Origin of the sequence: Aeribacillus sp. FSL M8-0235 (assembly GCF_038000355.1) — a bacterium.
In the GTDB taxonomy this organism is placed as follows: Bacteria; Bacillota; Bacilli; order Bacillales; family Aeribacillaceae; genus Aeribacillus; species Aeribacillus composti.
On record NZ_JBBOBW010000001.1, the window covers coordinates 2319340 to 2335544 of the forward strand.

The window sequence follows — 16205 nt, forward strand, 5'->3', positions numbered from 1 at the left end:
TTTTACCAAATTTTATACTACCTTTTTTCTCAAGCTCCGCACGAATTTCCTTTCTGCACACATTTTCTCAAATTTATTCATCTTTTCTTCTCCATTTTCTATAAAGTTTGAAACGGCTTGTTTTGTCCGATGAATTTCTTTATCTATATTTTGCGTCAATTGCTGCTCTAAAAGATCAATTTGTTTTTCAATTTCCTGCAATTTTTTTAATGCCTCTTGCTTTTCTATAAACGAACTCATCAGCATCCCTCTTTTCTTATTTTTGCTAAAAAATTCTTCTTCCTAAATATGAGTCCTGCCTGTTTGACAAAACTAGTTGTGATTCGGCAAAAAAAGTGTAAATTCCCTGCATTCAAAAATCCGCTTCATTGTGCGCATGTATTTTTTCAGGTTAGAAAAAATAAACATGGGAGGTGTTATGATGAAAAACGATAAAAAAACCATTCAAAATGATAGTCAAAAAGAAAAAAAGCGAGGAGTTGGAGACAAAAAGCTTGAAGGTCCAAACAGACCCTCTACTTAAAAATGGTCAGGCTCATTGCCTGACCATTATTGTAAGTATTGCTTCATCATGCATAATAAATGTAGCTGGGACTGTTTTTTCTCATACCAGTTAGTTAATTCAATTCGTTTCGGAATCTCTGGATCTTTATAATACTTTCCGAGCCTCTGCCCATGAAACCATTCTCTTTCTTTTTCGTCTATTTCGTGTGAGATTATCGGAAAAGCCGTCCTTAAATATGGGGATTTTCTTTTTGTTGTTTTTTTCATATATTTTTCATAATCATACCGTGATCCTGTATGTATTACACGATTTGAAAATTTTAGAAACTGTCCATGGTAAAGAGGATGAAATAAAAGCCATGCCAGCCTTTTTCCCAATTCAATCCGTTTTTTGACATGGCTGAATTGATGGGTGGAAAATCCGTACAATTTTCCTGTTAACGTCGGAAACAGTATAACGCGAAAATGAAATAGATCTTGAAAAATAAACGGCAAGCTGTGAAAGACAAATTTTTTAAATAATGGATGATCAATAACCGGTTTTTGAATAACATGCTGCTCATTAATAATAAGGGAGGTTAAAAGCCTTTTCTCATCTTTTGTGCGGAAAAAGCGTTCCCACTCCTCCATCATAAAGGCGGATACATGAAAAGCTTCGAGCAAATAAAACATCGGTTTGTTGTAACGCTTGGAATATTCATATAGTAAAAGCTGTGGATAAGCATCAGCAAAAATGAGCCAGTTTGCGGTTTCAACTGATAAAAAGAGCCATTGCCGTTTTTCATAAGGCAAAGCCTGTTTGAGGGGAATACCTTCTAAATCTGTCATAAACCAGCCGGCGTTTCTGGAGACCATGCTTGCCAGCAACGCCCATTTTACTTCCGGATGTTTTTTATAAAACTTTGCATATCGTTCCGTCCGTGAAATATTATCAACATTTCCGTCATCTGTTTTTAATTTTGTTTGTAATATTATATCATGTAGTGACATAGTATTCCCTCTTTCAACTTAAATCATGTATAATGAAGTCATTTCATCGAAAAAAGGTTAACATTTTTTGTTAAGATATAAATAGCCGGAAAAAGGAGGAGATCGCTTGGCTATTCGTTATCCTAACGGAAAGTTGTGGAAAGCTAAACAAAATGTAGCGAATCCAGTCCCAGTTGAAATACAATATTCAAATAGAGGGATGACCCTCGAGGACGACTTAAATGAGACAAATCTTTATTACAGGGAAAATGGAATAGCTGTCATCCATAAAAAACCGACTCCGATCCAAATCGTTTCGGTTGATTATCCGAAACGGAGCGCAGCAGTCATTAAAGAAGCTTATTTTAAACAGGCTTCAACAACCGACTACAACGGAGTTTATAAAGGCAAATATATTGACTTTGAAGCAAAAGAGACAAAAAACAGCTCTTTTCCACTAAAAAATATTCATGATCATCAATTCGAGCATATGAAAGCTGTGCTCGAACAAAACGGAATATGTTTTCTAATTATACGATTCACTAAACTAAATCAAATATACTTCTTAGAGGCTGAAAAATTGATGCATTTTTGGAAAAGACAGAAAAACGGGGGAAGAAAATCGATTTCGCATCAAGAAATTGTAGAATGCGGTCACCATATCCCCCTTGGCTATTGCCCAAGAGTTGATTATATTAGTATAATAGACAAGTTATATTTTTAGCTACTGCCCTTTTCATTCTAAATGAAAGGTTGGATTTATAATGAGTCAACAATATAAATCGAGGGAAGAAAGACGAAAAGCTTTAGCAAGTAAGAAAAAAAAGCCGAAGAAAAAAGGAATCGCAAGAAAAATTGTGTTTTTCATTCTTTTGTTAGGGCTTGTAGGCATCATTGGAGGAACATCGACATTTGCTTATTTTGCAGCAACGGCACCTCCTCTAAATGATGATCTTTTAAAAGGAAATATGTCATCAAAAGTATATGACAAGGACGGAAATGAAATAGGTGAGGTCGGTTCGGAAAAACGGACATATGTGAAGATCGATGAAATTCCGCAAGTTGTAAAAGATGCGTTTATTGCTACGGAAGATGTTCGATTTTATAAACATAACGGAATCGATCCAATTCGTATTGGAGGCGCTGCAATTGCCAACTTTAAAGAAGGATTCGGTTCTGAAGGTGCAAGTACAATTACGCAGCAGCTTGTCAAGCTTTCCTTTTTATCTCTTGACAAAACATTAAAAAGAAAAGCTCAAGAAGCATGGCTTGCCTTACAAGTGGAGCAAAAATATTCAAAAGATGAAATACTTGAAATGTATTTAAACAGAATTTATTATCCCGGCAACTATTACGGCGTCGCAAGAGCTACGGAAGCTTTCTTCGGGAAGGATCTTAAAGACATCACGCTGTCTGAAGCGGCAATGCTGGCTGGGATGATTAAAAATCCTGATCTATACAACCCTAGAAAAAATCCCGATCTGGCGGAAAAGCGCCGCAATGTTGTCTTAAATTTAATGGTTAAAAACGGATTTATCAGTGAAGAGGAAGCGGCAAAAGCTAAACAAACATCCATCACAGAATCATTAGTTGAACCAAAACAGCAGCAAAACAAATATCATGCCTTTATTGAACATGCGATTGAAGAAGTAAGAAAAAAGCTTGGCGTTGATCCAAGCTCAGCAGGATTAAAAATCTATACAACAATCGATACAGATGCTCAAGAATATGTTGAACAATTATTGAACGGCGACGAAATCAGTTATCCGAGCAAATATTTTCAGGCTGGAATTGCTCTAATCGACACGACAACAGGTGAAATACGCGCCATCGGCGGCGGGAGAAACCAACCGATTGGCGGATTTAACTATGCTGTCGATTTAAAACGGCAGCCTGGTTCAACCATTAAGCCTATTTTAGATTACGGCCCTGCCATTGAGCATTTAAAATGGTCAACGTATCACCAAATCGTTGATGAGCCGTACACGTATTCAAACGGAAAACCAATAAACAACTATGACCGCAGCTATAAAGGGCAGATGTCAATCAGAGAAGCATTGGCTGATTCAAGAAACATCCCAGCATTAAAGGCGTTTCAAGAGGTTGGTGAATCGAGGGCAAAAGCATTTGCCGAGAAATTGGGAATTAAAATCGATAAAATTACAGAAGCATATGCAATCGGCGGATTTGAACACGGCATATCCCCTCTGCAATTGGCGGGGGCTTACAGCGCCTTTGGCAACAACGGTATATACAATGAACCATATTCCGTAACAAAGGTTGTTTTTGTTGATGGAACAAAAGCTGATTTAACACCAGATCCGGTTGAAGCAATGAGCGATTACACAGCATTTATGATCACCGATATGTTAAAAACCGTTGTAGAACGAGGAACCGGTACAAGAGCTCGGGTGCCTGGCTTGAATATTGCCGGCAAAACGGGTTCAACGAACTTTACAGAGCAAGAAAAAGCAAAATATCATCCGGAGCGCGGTGCAGCAAAAGACAATTGGTTTGTCGGCTATACACCAAAATACACAGCTGCTGTTTGGACTGGATATGAGAAAAATGAAGAGAAAATGTATATAACAAAAAGGGAACAACAAATTGCCAGAGACATCTTTAGAAAGCTAATGCGGCATGTATCTGACGGGGATTCATCCGATTTCAAACAGCCGAAAAGCGTGGTGAAAAAGGCAATCGAAAAAGGATCTAATCCGGCGAAGCTTGCAAGCAAATATACGCCAAAAAATATGATTACGTACGAATATTTTGTAAGAGGCGAAGAGCCGACAAAAGTTTCAACGAAATATGAAAAGCTGGACAAACCGTCAGGCCTATCCATCAATTATGATCAAAAAACGAATGCAGTGAAACTTAGCTGGAATCACAGTGAATCGGACGTTTCATTTGAAGTGAGCGCCTCGATCGATAACGCTGCTTCCAAAGTATTAACGACTACAAAAGACAAATCGTATGTCTTGTCAAATGTGAAACCTGGTTCTGTATATAAATTCAGCGTTACAGCTGTAAGGGACAGCATGCGAAGCGATCCTGCAAGCGCAATGATCGAAATACCTTCTGTGGAGGAAGAGGAGCAAGAAGAATTACCAGATGAATTAACGCCGCCGCCTGAACAGGAACAAAATGAAGGACAAGATGAAGAGGATCAATTGGAGAACGAAAATGACAATGAACAAAATAACGGGCAAAATGAAGAGGAAAATCAAAACGAGAATCCTGAACAGCCGCAGACGCCAAATGACAGTACACAAAACGGCAATCAAGGCGGCGGACCTACTCCTCCTCAAGATCCAGGCAATAACTTCAATCGTTCACAAACGGGTGGAAACGGAAATTCACAAACCGAAACGCCTGCTGTTCAGCAATGAAAATAAGGGACTGTCCGATAAGTTCCTAAATGGAGCCAGTGAAGAAAAACAGCTCGTTTTTCTCCACTGGCTTTTGTTATAAAAAAAATGAGAGGGCTCGAAAAATTCAGTTACCCTGAATTTTTCGAAGCCCCCTTTTGTTTTGCTTTTTTGATCGCCTGATGTTTATAAAACAATTTTTCCGTTTCTGTAAATAGTTCATTTAATTGAATATATGCATGATATTGAGTAGGCTTTTTTAAAATAAACGTTAGACGATCTTCAATATTGACGGGAGCTATATCCAGCTTCTTTATTTCGTCTAATTGCAGTGAATGAACCGGCTTTTCATTGAGCCAATAAAGAAGTTGGATATAGAGGCAGATCCCTGTCATCATTTTTTGTCGATCCATTTTAAACGGTTTTGTTATCGTGCGTTGAATCTCGGTTTGAATTTCCTTCCACTGCTTAAAAAGCTTGGGCAAAAATTGCTCGCTCGCCTCCCATGGTCTCGTATCATCCATTCCAGCCAAATATTGAAGATCATAATAAAAAAAATCAGTTGGATGCAAATATACAGATTCCTCGTCAAAAAATGCAGTATTTTGAAATTGCTCAGGGAGATGAAACATCTTCCTATCGTGCATTTTTTATGCCTTTCCTTTCATTCTTTTTTCCCCTTCTCTGCACAAATAAAGAAGAGGACATTCATGACACTTTGGTGATTGGGCTTTGCAATGATACCTTCCAAAAAAAATAAGCCGATGGTGGGTGATTCCCCATTCGTCCTCAGGAACTTTTTCCATCAATGTTTTTTCCACTTCCAATACAGAATCCTTCCAACGGCAAATTCCGAGCCGCTTCGACACCCGTTCAACGTGTGTATCGACGGCGATGGCAGGTTTTCCAAACGCAACAGATAAAACAACGTTTGCCGTTTTCCTTCCTACTCCAGGAAGGCTCATTAATTCCTCTCTAGTTTCCGGCACTTTTCGGTCAAATTCTTCAATTAACATTTTGCATAATTTTTGAATATTTTTCGCTTTGTTACGATAAAGACCGATGGAGCGAATATCTTGTTCTAATTCCTCCAACGGGACAGACAAATAATCATCAGGTGTTTTATATTTTTGAAACAAATTTTTTGTTACTTTATTGACTAACGCATCCGTGCATTGAGCAGACAAAACGACAGCAATGACCAGTTCAAAAGGATTGCTGTGTACAAGCTCGCAATGAGCATCAGGAAACATTTTCCCGATAACCTCTAAGCATTCTTTTACTTTCTTTTTTGATAGCATGTACCATCACCTTTCAATCAGCTTGAACGAGGAAAAAAATTTTAGTTTTCCAGCCAGTTGTAGAAAGGCACCTTCCTTTTATATTCTTGCTCCCCTTGAGTAGACTGCTTTTGTTTTTGATTGAATTCATGAAATTTTTGTGAATGCTTCTTAGCTTGTTCAATTGTTTTGATTCCATTCTTCTTCCATTCAAATAAAATCCGGTCAATATATCGAAAATTTAATTTTCCGGAGATCACCGCTTCCCTTAATGCAGAAATGATAATATCGGGATCATGATGATCTTGGTCGATCCAAAAAGCTAACGTTTCGCACTCAATCGGGGAAAGAGGTCGTCCAAATTCTTGTTCAAAGATGGTGTATAATTGATTTTCCTTTTCTACTTTTTCTTGATCTTGGTCCATGACGACTACATCATACAACTTTTCCCATAGCTGTTTTAAAGAATATTTCTCATAAATCATCCCGTTTTGCTCAAATTCCTCTATCGTTAAAAAACCTCTCTGAACTAAACTCCGAAGCAATTTGACACATTCCGCCGTTGTGATTGTCATATGGTCGGAAAGTTCTGTAGGAGTTGGAAAAGCATTTCCTTTTTGAATGTGGGAATGTACGTGCAAAAGGAGAACAAATTCTTTTTCTGACAAACCTAAATCGGCATAATTCCGCAGCAGTATATTGGGAACGGTCAGTGATCCATCTTCCACTAATTCGGTGAACTGTTTTTTCTTCATATTTCGACACCTCAAAATAAGTATACCATGATTGCGGCCATTCATGGCTTCAGAATGCATGGCTGAAAAACGAAACCTCCTGAAGATAGGAGGCTTCATGCAGTTTACGGATATAAACGATTTAATAAACGCGGAAATGGAATCGTTTCACGAACATGTTCGACACCGCATATCCAAGCAACAGTTCGTTCAAGTCCAAGGCCGAAGCCGGAATGAGGTACGGATCCGTATTGCCGCAGCTCAAGATACCATTTATAAGCTGCTTCGTCCAGATGATGCTCTTCAAGACGTTTTTTTAATAAATGATAATCATGGATGCGTTCAGATCCGCCGATGATTTCTCCATACCCTTCAGGAGCGATTAAATCCGCGCACAGAACAACCTCTGGTCGATTTGGATCAGGCTGCATATAAAAAGGTTTTAAGCTTGTCGGATAATGTGTAATGAAAACTGGTTTATCAAAGCTTTCCGCGATCGCTGTTTCATGCGGCGAACCAAAATCGTCCCCCCATGCGATGTCGTTGAATCCTTTCTTATGCAGCAGCGCGATAGCGTCGTCGTATGTTATTTTCGAAAACGGAGGAACAACCTGCTCCAGCTTGGAAATGTCACGTTCTAATGTTTTCAATTCAAGTGAACAATTTTTTAATACCGATTGCACAATATGGGAAACGTACTGCTCCTGCAGCTGCAAGTTGTCTTCAAATTGATAAAACGCCATTTCCGGTTCAATCATCCAAAATTCAATTAAATGACGGCGCGTTTTCGATTTTTCAGCCCGGAATGTCGGCCCGAATGAAAATACTTTGCCTAAGGCCATAGCAGCTGCTTCCATATACAGCTGACCACTCTGCGAAAGGTAAGCATCTTCATCAAAATATTTCGTATGAAACAATTCCGTCGTTCCTTCAGGCGCACTTCCGGTCAAAATAGGGGGATCCACTTTGACAAACCCTTGATCATTAAAAAATTCATAAGTGGCACGGATGAGTTCGTTGCGCACTTTCATAATGGCGTGCTGGCGCTTTGATCGAAGCCAAAGGTGGCGATTGTCCATTAAAAATTCAGTACCGTGTTCTTTCGGCGTAATCGGATAATCGCTTGCTTCATGAATAATTTCTATATTTTCAACGCCAAGCTCATATCCAAAAGGTGAACGTTCATCCACTCTCACAACTCCTGTGACATACAAAGAGCTTTCTTGTGTGAGTTGTTTTGCTTTTTTAAATATTTCTTCATCCACCTTCGATTTTTCAACAACCCCTTGAATAAAGCCTGTTCCATCCCGAAGCTGCAAAAAAGCAATTTTTCCGCTTGATCGCTTATTCGCCAACCAGCAGCCGATTGTTACTTGTTCTCCGACATGGTTTTTAACATTTGAAATCGTTGTTTTCACAGCTTTACCCTCCATATGAAACCGCCTTTTTATTCGATGCTTTCTATTATACATATGTTATTCCTTTTTTTTCAATAAAGGAAACCAGCGAAAAAGCCGGCAGAACCACCGGCTATTGACAATCTTTACTGTTTATGATTGTTGACAAAGCGATCAATACGTTCAATCGCTTTATTTAAAAGTTCTAGCGATGTCGCATACGATAATCTTACATTATCTGGAGCACCGAAGCCGCTTCCTGGTACTAGCGCTACCTTTTCCTCTTCCAAGAGCGCCTCGACAAATTCGTCAACATTACGAAAACCTGTTATCTCTGCTGCTTCTTTTGCATTTGGAAATAAATAAAATGCTCCTTGTGGTTTAATGCACGAGAAACCAGGTATTTGCACAAGTTTTTCGTAAATGATATTTAAACGGTCTTCAAAAGCTCTTCTCATTATTTCGACCGGTTCTTGAGGTCCCTCATACGCCGCGATCGCAGCATATTGAGCAATTGAAGTCGGATTTGAAGTGCTGTGGCTCGCTAGGTTCGTCATAGCTTGAATAATGCGCTCATTGCCCGCCGCATAACCAATTCTCCATCCTGTCATTGAATGGGATTTCGATACACCATTAATAATAATTGTTTTTTCTTTTACTTCAGGAGAAATTTCAGCGATGGACACATGTTCATTTTCTCCGTATACTAATTTTTCATAAATTTCATCGGAAACGATAATAAGATCATGGCTAAGGCAAACCTCCGCCAATTCTTTCAACTCATCCCGCGTATAGATCATGCCGGTCGGGTTGCTCGGAGAATTGATAATAACCGCTTTTGTTTTGTTTGTGATCGCTTGCTGCAGCTGATCAGGCGTAATTTTAAATTGATTTTCTTCCCTTCCCTCTACAAATACTGGAGCTCCGCCTGCAAGCTTCACTTGTTCCGGATAGCTTACCCAGTATGGAGAAGGAATGATCACTTCATCACCATCGTCAAGAATAGCTTGAAACAATGTATATAAAGCGTGTTTAGCGCCTGTTGAAACAATAATTTCAGACGGTTTATATTCTAAATGCTGGTCTTTTTTAAATTTTTCTATAATTGCCTCTTTCAATGATATAAGTCCTCCAGAAGGCGTATACTTCGTATTCCCTTCTTTCATCGCTTTTTCTGCAGCGTCTAAAATATGATCAGGAGTGTTAAAATCCGGCTCGCCTGCCCCAAGACCAATCACATCATGCCCGGCTGCTTTCAATTCTTTTGCTTTTGCAGTGATCGCCAGTGTAGATGAAGGTGTTAAAGTTGATACGCGTTTAGATAAATTCACTTTTACAATGCTCCCTTCTTATTGCTTAATGCTGTACATTTTATAAACTCTGTCATCCGTAAAGCTAACAATAAAATATGTATAACGGTTTTGTTGGTCAATATATTGGACCTCCCAAACCGGTATATCCCATTTTTTCGAATCTGTATCATCATACCCAAGCATGATTTTCTTTATTTTCTTCGGCTTGCTGTTGTCAATGTTTTGAATCAATTGAAGTACGTCGTCTTTGCTCAAGCCTTCCTTCGCTTTTTTAATTAAAATTTTATCCGTGTTCCTCTTTTTCATCCAGCCGATAATTTTTTCGCCTTTTTTATTTTTCCCTTGAATGATATAGTAAACATTTCGATTATAAAATGTGTTGACTTCATCGATCGATGCAAAGCCATGCTCCTTCGCAGCTTGTATAGCTGTTTCGTGTCCTTTTGTTTTATCTTCTTTTGCACTATTATAAAGAAAAGCAAACGTCACCACTAAAAAGATAAGAGCGCATATAAAAGAAATAAAAATTTTTCCTTTCATTATGATCACCGATTATGTTCTATAAATAGTAAAAACCGCTTTATTTGGATCTTTGCTGTCAAGGGCTAATCCGAATAATAAATGTTCTCTTTTTAATGTCCGATTTAGCAAATCAACTATTTTATACAAATCGTCGGAATGCTCAACCGTAACGGAAGATATAATTTCGATTTTGCTTTCCATGTCAGCTTCCTCCTTTACAAAAACAAAATTTGTAATTCATACTTACAAAGCATCCAGGAAACAATACAGATACAACAGCAATATGTTGTTATCTGTACCCATTATAACAGCTTTACGGCTCACACTAAATAAAATTTCTCCTAGTCCACACCTAATTTTTTGAGGAGTCATCGCCGCTCCTCTTTTTTCTATATGTACAGAAAAGTTATGGCCAATTACGTCCGCAATAGAAAATAGGTCAAGCCCTATCGAAAGCTTAAGAGCCTGACCCTTGTTTATCACATAATCGTGTTCGCCGGTTCCTCTTTAATTAACTCGATGATTTCATTGTTTTCATTCATGATGGCTATCGTTGGACGGTGGTTTTTTAATTGATCTTCATGCACAAGCTTATAGGAAATGATAATGACCACATCACCGACCTGAACAAGCCGGGCAGCCGCACCGTTTAAACAAATGACACCGCTTCCTCTTTTTCCAGGAATCACATACGTTTCAAAGCGTTCGCCATTATTATTATTCACGATTTGCACTTTTTCATTCGGGACAATCCCAACGGCATCTAAAATATCCTGGTCGATCGTAACGGAACCGACATAGTTCAAATTTGCTTCCGTCACCCTTGCACGATGAATTTTTCCGTTCATCATCATACGAAACATGTATGAACCCCCCCTTTAGGTCAAATCGATAATAATATTATCGATCAGCCTAGCATGCTTAAATTTTACAGCAATCGCAACGATAATTTTTCCCGTAAGTGCGTTTGGTTTTTTCAAGTCAGGATAAGTCAAAATATCTATATAATCAATTTCTCCGCTCGTCTTTTCCGTTATATACGCTCTCATTTTTTCGATGATGGCTTCTTGATCATGCACTTTGTTCTCAACCATTTCTTTTGCCATTAATAACGATTGATATAAATGAACGGCTTCTTTTCGTTCCTGTTCGTCTAACCGTACGTTTCGAGAGCTTTTGGCCAATCCGTCCTCTTCACGAACCGTTTCCACCGGAACAATTTCAATTGGGAAATTAAGATCTTTTATAAGTGCTGTAACAACGGCAACTTGCTGGGCATCCTTCAATCCGAAATAGGCTCTGTCTGGAGTTATGATGTGAAACAGCTTTGTTAAAACCGTTGCCACTCCGTCAAAATGTCCCGGTCTTGATTTTCCACACAAAACGTCAACGCGCTTCGTCACTTTTACTGTGACGGCAGGTTCTTCCGGATACATTTCTTCTTTTGTCGGCGCGAAAAAAAGGTCAACCCCTTTTTGTCTTGCCAGCTCTTCGTCGCGTTTGATATCGCGAGGGTATGTTTGATAGTCTTCATTCGGTCCAAATTGAAGCGGATTCACAAAAACGCTCATCACCGTTACGTCGTTTTCCTGTTTGGCCCGTTCAACCAATGATAAATGACCTTCATGCAAATATCCCATCGTTGGCACGAACCCTATCGTTTTTCCTTCTTTTTTCTTGAGATCGATTTCTTTTTTTATTTCCTCTATCGTAGTGACGATTTTCATTTTCCTTTTCCTCCATATAAGCTTGCAAGTTCCTCTTCATTCATGCGGAACGAATGATCCAACGATGGAAAGTCCCGATTTTTCACTTCATCTTTATAAGCTTCAATCGCTTTTACAATGCTTTCATTTACATTTGCATATTGTTTAACAAACTTCGGCACTCTTTCCACTCCAAATCCAATCAAATCATGAAACACTAACACTTGTCCATCTGTATATTTTCCTGCGCCGATGCCGATGGTTGGAATGGACAGCTCTTTTGTTATTTTTTCCGCCAGTTGAAACGGGATGCATTCCAATACAATGGCAATCGCGCCAGCCTGTTCGCATTTTTTCGCATCTAGCAGCAGCTTTTCTGCACTTTTCGCTTCTTTTCCTTGTACTTTATATCCGCCTAATACACCTACTGACTGAGGAGTCAGTCCGAGGTGGGCAACAACAGGAATGCCGGCATTTGTTAACAGAGATATGACGTCAAAAACAGGCCCTTCCACCTTTAAGGCATCTGCCCCGCTTTGCTGCACCATTTTCTTTGCATTTTGCAGCGTGTCTTCTGTCGAAATATGGTACGACATAAAAGGCATATCCGTCACAACAAATGTATTTTTTGCTCCGCGTTTTACAGCCTTCGTATGATGAATCATATCTTCCACCGTTACAGGTACGGTTGAATCATACCCTAAAACGACCATTCCAAGCGAATCGCCGACAAGGATCATATCAACATTTGCCTGTTCAGCAAGCTTAGCGGACGGATAATCGTATGCCGTCATCATCACGATTGGCTCTTGCTTTTGTTTCATTTGAATAAAATCCAGCTTTGTTTTCATAAAAACTCCCCCTCTTTTGTAATTGCAGAGGGTAAGAACGAACCGATCAAAAAAACCTTCTTTCACTGAGAAAGAAGGATTTTTACCATTTCCTTATTATCGGCTTCTTCATCCCTCTGTCCCAGTCCTTTTGGATCAAGGCAGAATCAATCTTTTAATAATGACAACATGAAACTTTTTTGGTGCAGTTCCAAACAGGATACTGCCCTTTCGTTAAGTATAACAAAATTTCATTGTAAAATATATTTATTTGATATCAATATCTGCTGAATACACTTTTTCTATTTTTCCTTCAGAAGTTTCAATGAGAAGCGCCCCTTCTTCATTAATGCCAAGAGCCTTGCCGACAACTGTTCCGGATAATGTCCGGGCATGGATCGTTTTGTTTAAACTAATGGAATAGCTTTCCCATAAAAGTTTAATCGGTTTAAATCCATGCTCTAAATATGTAGTATACCATTTTTCAAAACGTTCGAGAAACTTTTGAATGATAAGGGCGCGATGAATTTTCTCTCCCTTTTCAATCGCTATGGAGGTGGCGGTATTGCGAATCGCTTCAGGAAATTCATCAATTTGCTGATTTACATTAATACCGATGCCGATGATCACCGAATGCACTTGATCAGCTTCCGCCTCAAGCTCTGTTAAAATTCCGACTGCTTTTTTTCCATTAATCAAAATGTCATTGGGCCATTTAATGGTCGGAGAAAGCCCTGTTGCCTCTTCAATCCCTTCTACGAGAGCAACGGCTGTCAATAAAGTAAGCTGAGGAGTTTTCTGTAAAGGTATGTTCGGCCGCAAAATGATGCTCATCCAAATCCCTGTACCTTTTGGCGAATACCATACTCTAGCCATTCTCCCTCTTCCGCCTGTCTGTTCATCCGCAACTACGAGCGTTCCCTCCTCAGCACCTTTCTGCGACAATTCATGGGCAATTTTTTGAGTAGAATCAACCGTATCGTAATATACAATGTTTTGTCCTATAAAATCCGTTTGCAGACCTAATTGTATTTCGTTGGCTGTAATTTTTTCCGGCGTCTTGACTATTCTGTACCCCTTTCTTCGCACCGCCTCGAGGACAAATCCTTCCTTCCTCAATTCCTCAATATGCTTCCATACTGCCGTTCTTGAACAACCGAGCAATTCGCTGATTTTTTGGCCTGAAACATATCCTCCATCAGCTTCAGAAAAAGCTGCTAACAGCTTTCGCCTAATTTCTGATTGCAATTTTTTAACCACTCCTTTATTTTGCCGCTATTATTTTCAATCAATCCATTGACAACCTGTTGTTCAACCAGCGTTAAATATTCCTCCACCCATTTGCCCGGCTTTTTCGGCACGATGTTTAAAATGTCATTCCCCGTTACGGCCAATTCTTTTCTAGAATGGATTGGAAGCTGTTCGTACGACTTTTGCAGTTTCTGAATGGCTTCTTCGTTTTTTTCTTTTTGCAGCACCTGCCTTATTCTTTCCAGCTGAAGAGCATCCTCAAGCCCTGTCTTATATAAAAGAAAGGCTGTCCAGTCTTTCTCGAAGAGACAATTGAGCAACTCAAGATGTCTGCATACTTTTTTGATCACCCTTCTAGGAAGCTTCCAATTCCGCATAAATGATTCACCATCATCCGTTTCTAAAACGAATAACAAAACAGTCCAGTATTCTTCCCGCTCACACAAATTATGCATTGGATAGCTGAGCAGCTTGTTCAACTGTTCTTTCTTTTGTTTTAATCCAGGCATATGTTGATAAACATTCGTAAGAGTTAATAGTTGTATCGCATCATTTGCGGAAGCTCCAGCCAGAAGCTTTTCAAATTCAGCAGTTATTCGCTCGATCGATATGTTCTGAAGAAGCTTATGCCAAACGGTTATGGCTTGCAAAGTTTTTTCTTCAAGCCGAAAGGACAATTGGCTGACAAATCTTAAAGCGCGCAGCATTCTTAACGCATCTTCGGAAAAGCGTTCATACGGATCTCCCACTGTACGAATCATGCGGTTTTCTAAATCTTCCATGCCATTGACATAATCTAAAATGCGCCCGTTTTTGTCCATCGCCAAAGCATTAATTGTAAAATCGCGCCGCTTTAAATCTTCTTGCAGCGAGCTGACAAAACGGACATATTTAGGTCTTCGATACTCTTCGTATTCCCCTTCCGTCCGAAAAGTCGTCACTTCATACGGCTTTCCATTATGAAGAACGATGACTGTACCATGCTGCACCCCAACATCAATTGTTTTCGGAAAAATTTTTTGAATCTCATCAGGCTTTGCTGATGTGGCAATGTCGATATCCCCGATCTTCCGATTCAGCAATAAATCACGAACAGAACCGCCGACAAAATACGCTTCATGGCCATGCTCATTTAATTGTTCTATAATCGGTATTGCCTCCACAAATTCCGCTTTCATGTTGGAACTCCTTCAGATAGTAATTCAAAATAAATTTGCTCATATGTTGACACAATTTTTTCAGAATGAAATTTTTCTCTGACAAGCAGTATCGCATTTTCTGACATTTTTTGATGAAGTGTTTGATCTTCCAATAAGCGAATCGATTTTTCGGCGGTATCCTCAATATCGCCAAGCTCAACAATATAGCCTGTTTTATGATCTTCAATTACTTCCGGTATGCCGCCGATCCTCGTTCCAATACAGGGAACTCCGCAAGCCATCGCTTCCAATAAAACTAATCCAAAGCTTTCTTTTTCTGACAGCAGCAATTTTAAATCACTGATGGAATACAATTGATCTAAGTTTTCTTGCTTCCCCAAAAACAGCACATGATCTTCCAATTGCAGCCGTTTCACTAATTTCATGACAATCGACACTTCCGGTCCGTCGCCGACCAGCAACAGCTTCGATGGGACTTCCTGTCGGATGAGGGCAAATGCTTTGACGACATCAGGAACTCGCTTCACTTGCCGAAAATTTGATACGTGTATAAGCACTTTTTCATCATCTTGAATCCCGTACTCTCTTTTTAATGAAGGCAAATGTTTTTTATGATAAATTCGTTCATCAATAAAATTGTAAACCGTTTCAATTTCTTTTTTAGGCTCCAATAAATCATATGTTTGTTCAACGAGCGCCTTTGATACGGCTGTAACGCGGTCCGAAGCTTCAATCCCAAATTTGATCGCTATGGAGAGCGTCGGATCATATCCTAGCACAGTAATATCAGTACCATGAAGAGTTGTGACGATTTTTATTTTTCCTCCAACCATTTGTTTAGCCAAAAAAGCGCAAATCGCATGAGGCACAGCATAATGAACGTGCAAAATATCTAAATTTTCCCTCTCAATGACTTCGGCAATTTTGCTGGATAAAGCGAGATCATATGGAGGATATTTAAAAACAGAGTATTGATTTACTTCCACTTCATGAAAATAAATGTTGTGATAAACCTTATTCAGCCTGAATGGCATGCTGGAGGAAATAAAGTGAATTTCATGCCCTCTTTCTGCAAGCAATTTTCCAAGCTCTGTCGCCACCACGCCTGATCCTCCAACAGACGGGTAGCAAGTAATGCCAATTTTCAATTTTTTCATTCATTATCACC

At 39.2% G+C, this 16205-nt stretch carries 17 protein-coding genes; 2 read left to right on the plus strand and 15 right to left on the minus strand.

All coding sequences use genetic code 11. From position 1 onward, the window contains the following. Window positions 1–12: 12 nt before the first annotated feature. Complete coding sequence (locus NSQ71_RS11165) at window positions 13–240, minus strand: hypothetical protein (protein WP_066251875.1); 228 nt, start codon at window positions 238–240, stop codon at window positions 13–15. Window positions 241–549: 309 nt separating this feature from the next. Beyond that, entirely contained in the window at window positions 550–1494 is a 945-nt protein-coding gene (locus NSQ71_RS11170) for a DUF2515 family protein (RefSeq protein ID WP_063388544.1), read from the minus strand. A 106-nt stretch (window positions 1495–1600) separates the two neighbouring features. On the opposite strand from NSQ71_RS11170, the gene recU reads away from it, so the two are divergent. Together recU and NSQ71_RS11180 are read left to right on the plus strand one after the other, a co-directional pair. After that, window positions 1601–2197 carry a Holliday junction resolvase RecU gene (gene recU / locus NSQ71_RS11175; RefSeq protein WP_327863925.1) on the plus strand — a complete coding sequence of 199 codons (597 nt, stop codon included), beginning with the start codon at window positions 1601–1603 and terminating at the stop codon, window positions 2195–2197. Window positions 2198–2237: 40 nt separating this feature from the next. Then, on the plus strand, window positions 2238–4865 hold the full coding sequence (locus tag NSQ71_RS11180; RefSeq protein WP_340733956.1) for a PBP1A family penicillin-binding protein: 2628 nt from the start codon (window positions 2238–2240) through the stop codon (window positions 4863–4865). A 110-nt stretch (window positions 4866–4975) separates the two neighbouring features. Here the strand turns inward: NSQ71_RS11180 and NSQ71_RS11185 are convergent, their stop codons facing one another. The 13 genes from NSQ71_RS11185 to bshA form a co-directional block, all read right to left on the minus strand. Next, window positions 4976–5491, minus strand: coding sequence for a YpoC family protein (locus NSQ71_RS11185; protein WP_133309192.1), 516 nt, complete (start codon window positions 5489–5491; stop codon window positions 4976–4978). 3 nt (window positions 5492–5494) lie between these two features. Then, the gene (gene nth, locus NSQ71_RS11190; RefSeq protein ID WP_063388548.1) at window positions 5495–6145 is read right to left on the minus strand and encodes an endonuclease III; all 651 of its coding nucleotides are present in this window, start codon (window positions 6143–6145) and stop codon (window positions 5495–5497) included. 41 nt (window positions 6146–6186) lie between these two features. After that, on the minus strand, window positions 6187–6879 hold the full coding sequence (locus NSQ71_RS11195) for a DnaD domain-containing protein (protein WP_063388653.1): 693 nt from the start codon (window positions 6877–6879) through the stop codon (window positions 6187–6189). 104 nt (window positions 6880–6983) lie between these two features. Further along, on the minus strand, window positions 6984–8276 hold the full coding sequence (gene asnS, locus NSQ71_RS11200; protein ID WP_144598146.1) for an asparagine--tRNA ligase: 1293 nt from the start codon (window positions 8274–8276) through the stop codon (window positions 6984–6986). A gap of 125 nt (window positions 8277–8401) precedes the next feature. After that, window positions 8402–9586 (minus strand): pyridoxal phosphate-dependent aminotransferase, encoded by a 1185-nt coding sequence (locus NSQ71_RS11205; RefSeq protein ID WP_340733957.1) that lies wholly within the window; start codon window positions 9584–9586, stop codon window positions 8402–8404. Window positions 9587–9604: 18 nt separating this feature from the next. Continuing rightward, window positions 9605–10108, minus strand: a complete 504-nt coding sequence (locus NSQ71_RS11210; protein WP_340733958.1) for a cell wall elongation regulator TseB-like domain-containing protein — start codon at window positions 10106–10108, stop codon at window positions 9605–9607. Window positions 10109–10120: 12 nt separating this feature from the next. Beyond that, the gene (locus NSQ71_RS11215) at window positions 10121–10291 is read right to left on the minus strand and encodes a YpmA family protein (RefSeq protein WP_065095534.1); all 171 of its coding nucleotides are present in this window, start codon (window positions 10289–10291) and stop codon (window positions 10121–10123) included. Window positions 10292–10569: 278 nt separating this feature from the next. Beyond that, window positions 10570–10953 (minus strand): aspartate 1-decarboxylase, encoded by a 384-nt coding sequence (panD, locus tag NSQ71_RS11220; protein ID WP_063388552.1) that lies wholly within the window; start codon window positions 10951–10953, stop codon window positions 10570–10572. A 15-nt stretch (window positions 10954–10968) separates the two neighbouring features. After that, window positions 10969–11817, minus strand: coding sequence for a pantoate--beta-alanine ligase (panC, locus tag NSQ71_RS11225; RefSeq protein WP_063388553.1), 849 nt, complete (start codon window positions 11815–11817; stop codon window positions 10969–10971). Then, a complete protein-coding gene (gene panB / locus NSQ71_RS11230) occupies window positions 11814–12647 on the minus strand; it encodes a 3-methyl-2-oxobutanoate hydroxymethyltransferase (RefSeq protein ID WP_063388554.1) in 834 nt (277 codons plus the stop codon). Before panB ends, panC begins: the two co-directional genes overlap by 4 nt. 246 nt (window positions 12648–12893) lie before the next feature. After that, on the minus strand, window positions 12894–13874 hold the full coding sequence (locus NSQ71_RS11235; protein WP_063388555.1) for a biotin--[acetyl-CoA-carboxylase] ligase: 981 nt from the start codon (window positions 13872–13874) through the stop codon (window positions 12894–12896). Next, the gene (locus NSQ71_RS11240; protein WP_117016805.1) at window positions 13844–15055 is read right to left on the minus strand and encodes a CCA tRNA nucleotidyltransferase; all 1212 of its coding nucleotides are present in this window, start codon (window positions 15053–15055) and stop codon (window positions 13844–13846) included. Before NSQ71_RS11240 ends, NSQ71_RS11235 begins: the two co-directional genes overlap by 31 nt. Further along, the gene (bshA, locus tag NSQ71_RS11245) at window positions 15052–16194 is read right to left on the minus strand and encodes an N-acetyl-alpha-D-glucosaminyl L-malate synthase BshA (RefSeq protein ID WP_340733959.1); all 1143 of its coding nucleotides are present in this window, start codon (window positions 16192–16194) and stop codon (window positions 15052–15054) included. Before bshA ends, NSQ71_RS11240 begins: the two co-directional genes overlap by 4 nt. Window positions 16195–16205: the final 11 nt, after the last annotated feature.

Coding starts and splice junctions, on each gene's coding strand:
- nth (WP_063388548.1), bottom strand. CDS start 6,145: ATGCTATCAAAAAAGAAAGTAAAAGAATGCTTAGAGGTTATCGGGAAA.
- NSQ71_RS11165 (WP_066251875.1), bottom strand. CDS start 240: ATGAGTTCGTTTATAGAAAAGCAAGAGGCATTAAAAAAATTGCAGGAA.
- panC (WP_063388553.1), bottom strand. CDS start 11,817: ATGAAAATCGTCACTACGATAGAGGAAATAAAAAAAGAAATCGATCTC.
- NSQ71_RS11170 (WP_063388544.1), bottom strand. CDS start 1,494: ATGTCACTACATGATATAATATTACAAACAAAATTAAAAACAGATGAC.
- NSQ71_RS11215 (WP_065095534.1), bottom strand. CDS start 10,291: ATGGAAAGCAAAATCGAAATTATATCTTCCGTTACGGTTGAGCATTCC.
- NSQ71_RS11180 (WP_340733956.1), top strand. CDS start 2,238: ATGAGTCAACAATATAAATCGAGGGAAGAAAGACGAAAAGCTTTAGCA.
- NSQ71_RS11185 (WP_133309192.1), bottom strand. CDS start 5,491: ATGCACGATAGGAAGATGTTTCATCTCCCTGAGCAATTTCAAAATACT.
- panB (WP_063388554.1), bottom strand. CDS start 12,647: ATGAAAACAAAGCTGGATTTTATTCAAATGAAACAAAAGCAAGAGCCA.
- NSQ71_RS11210 (WP_340733958.1), bottom strand. CDS start 10,108: ATGAAAGGAAAAATTTTTATTTCTTTTATATGCGCTCTTATCTTTTTA.
- NSQ71_RS11195 (WP_063388653.1), bottom strand. CDS start 6,879: ATGAAGAAAAAACAGTTCACCGAATTAGTGGAAGATGGATCACTGACC.
- panD (WP_063388552.1), bottom strand. CDS start 10,953: ATGTTTCGTATGATGATGAACGGAAAAATTCATCGTGCAAGGGTGACG.
- NSQ71_RS11240 (WP_117016805.1), bottom strand. CDS start 15,055: ATGAAAGCGGAATTTGTGGAGGCAATACCGATTATAGAACAATTAAAT.
- bshA (WP_340733959.1), bottom strand. CDS start 16,194: ATGAAAAAATTGAAAATTGGCATTACTTGCTACCCGTCTGTTGGAGGA.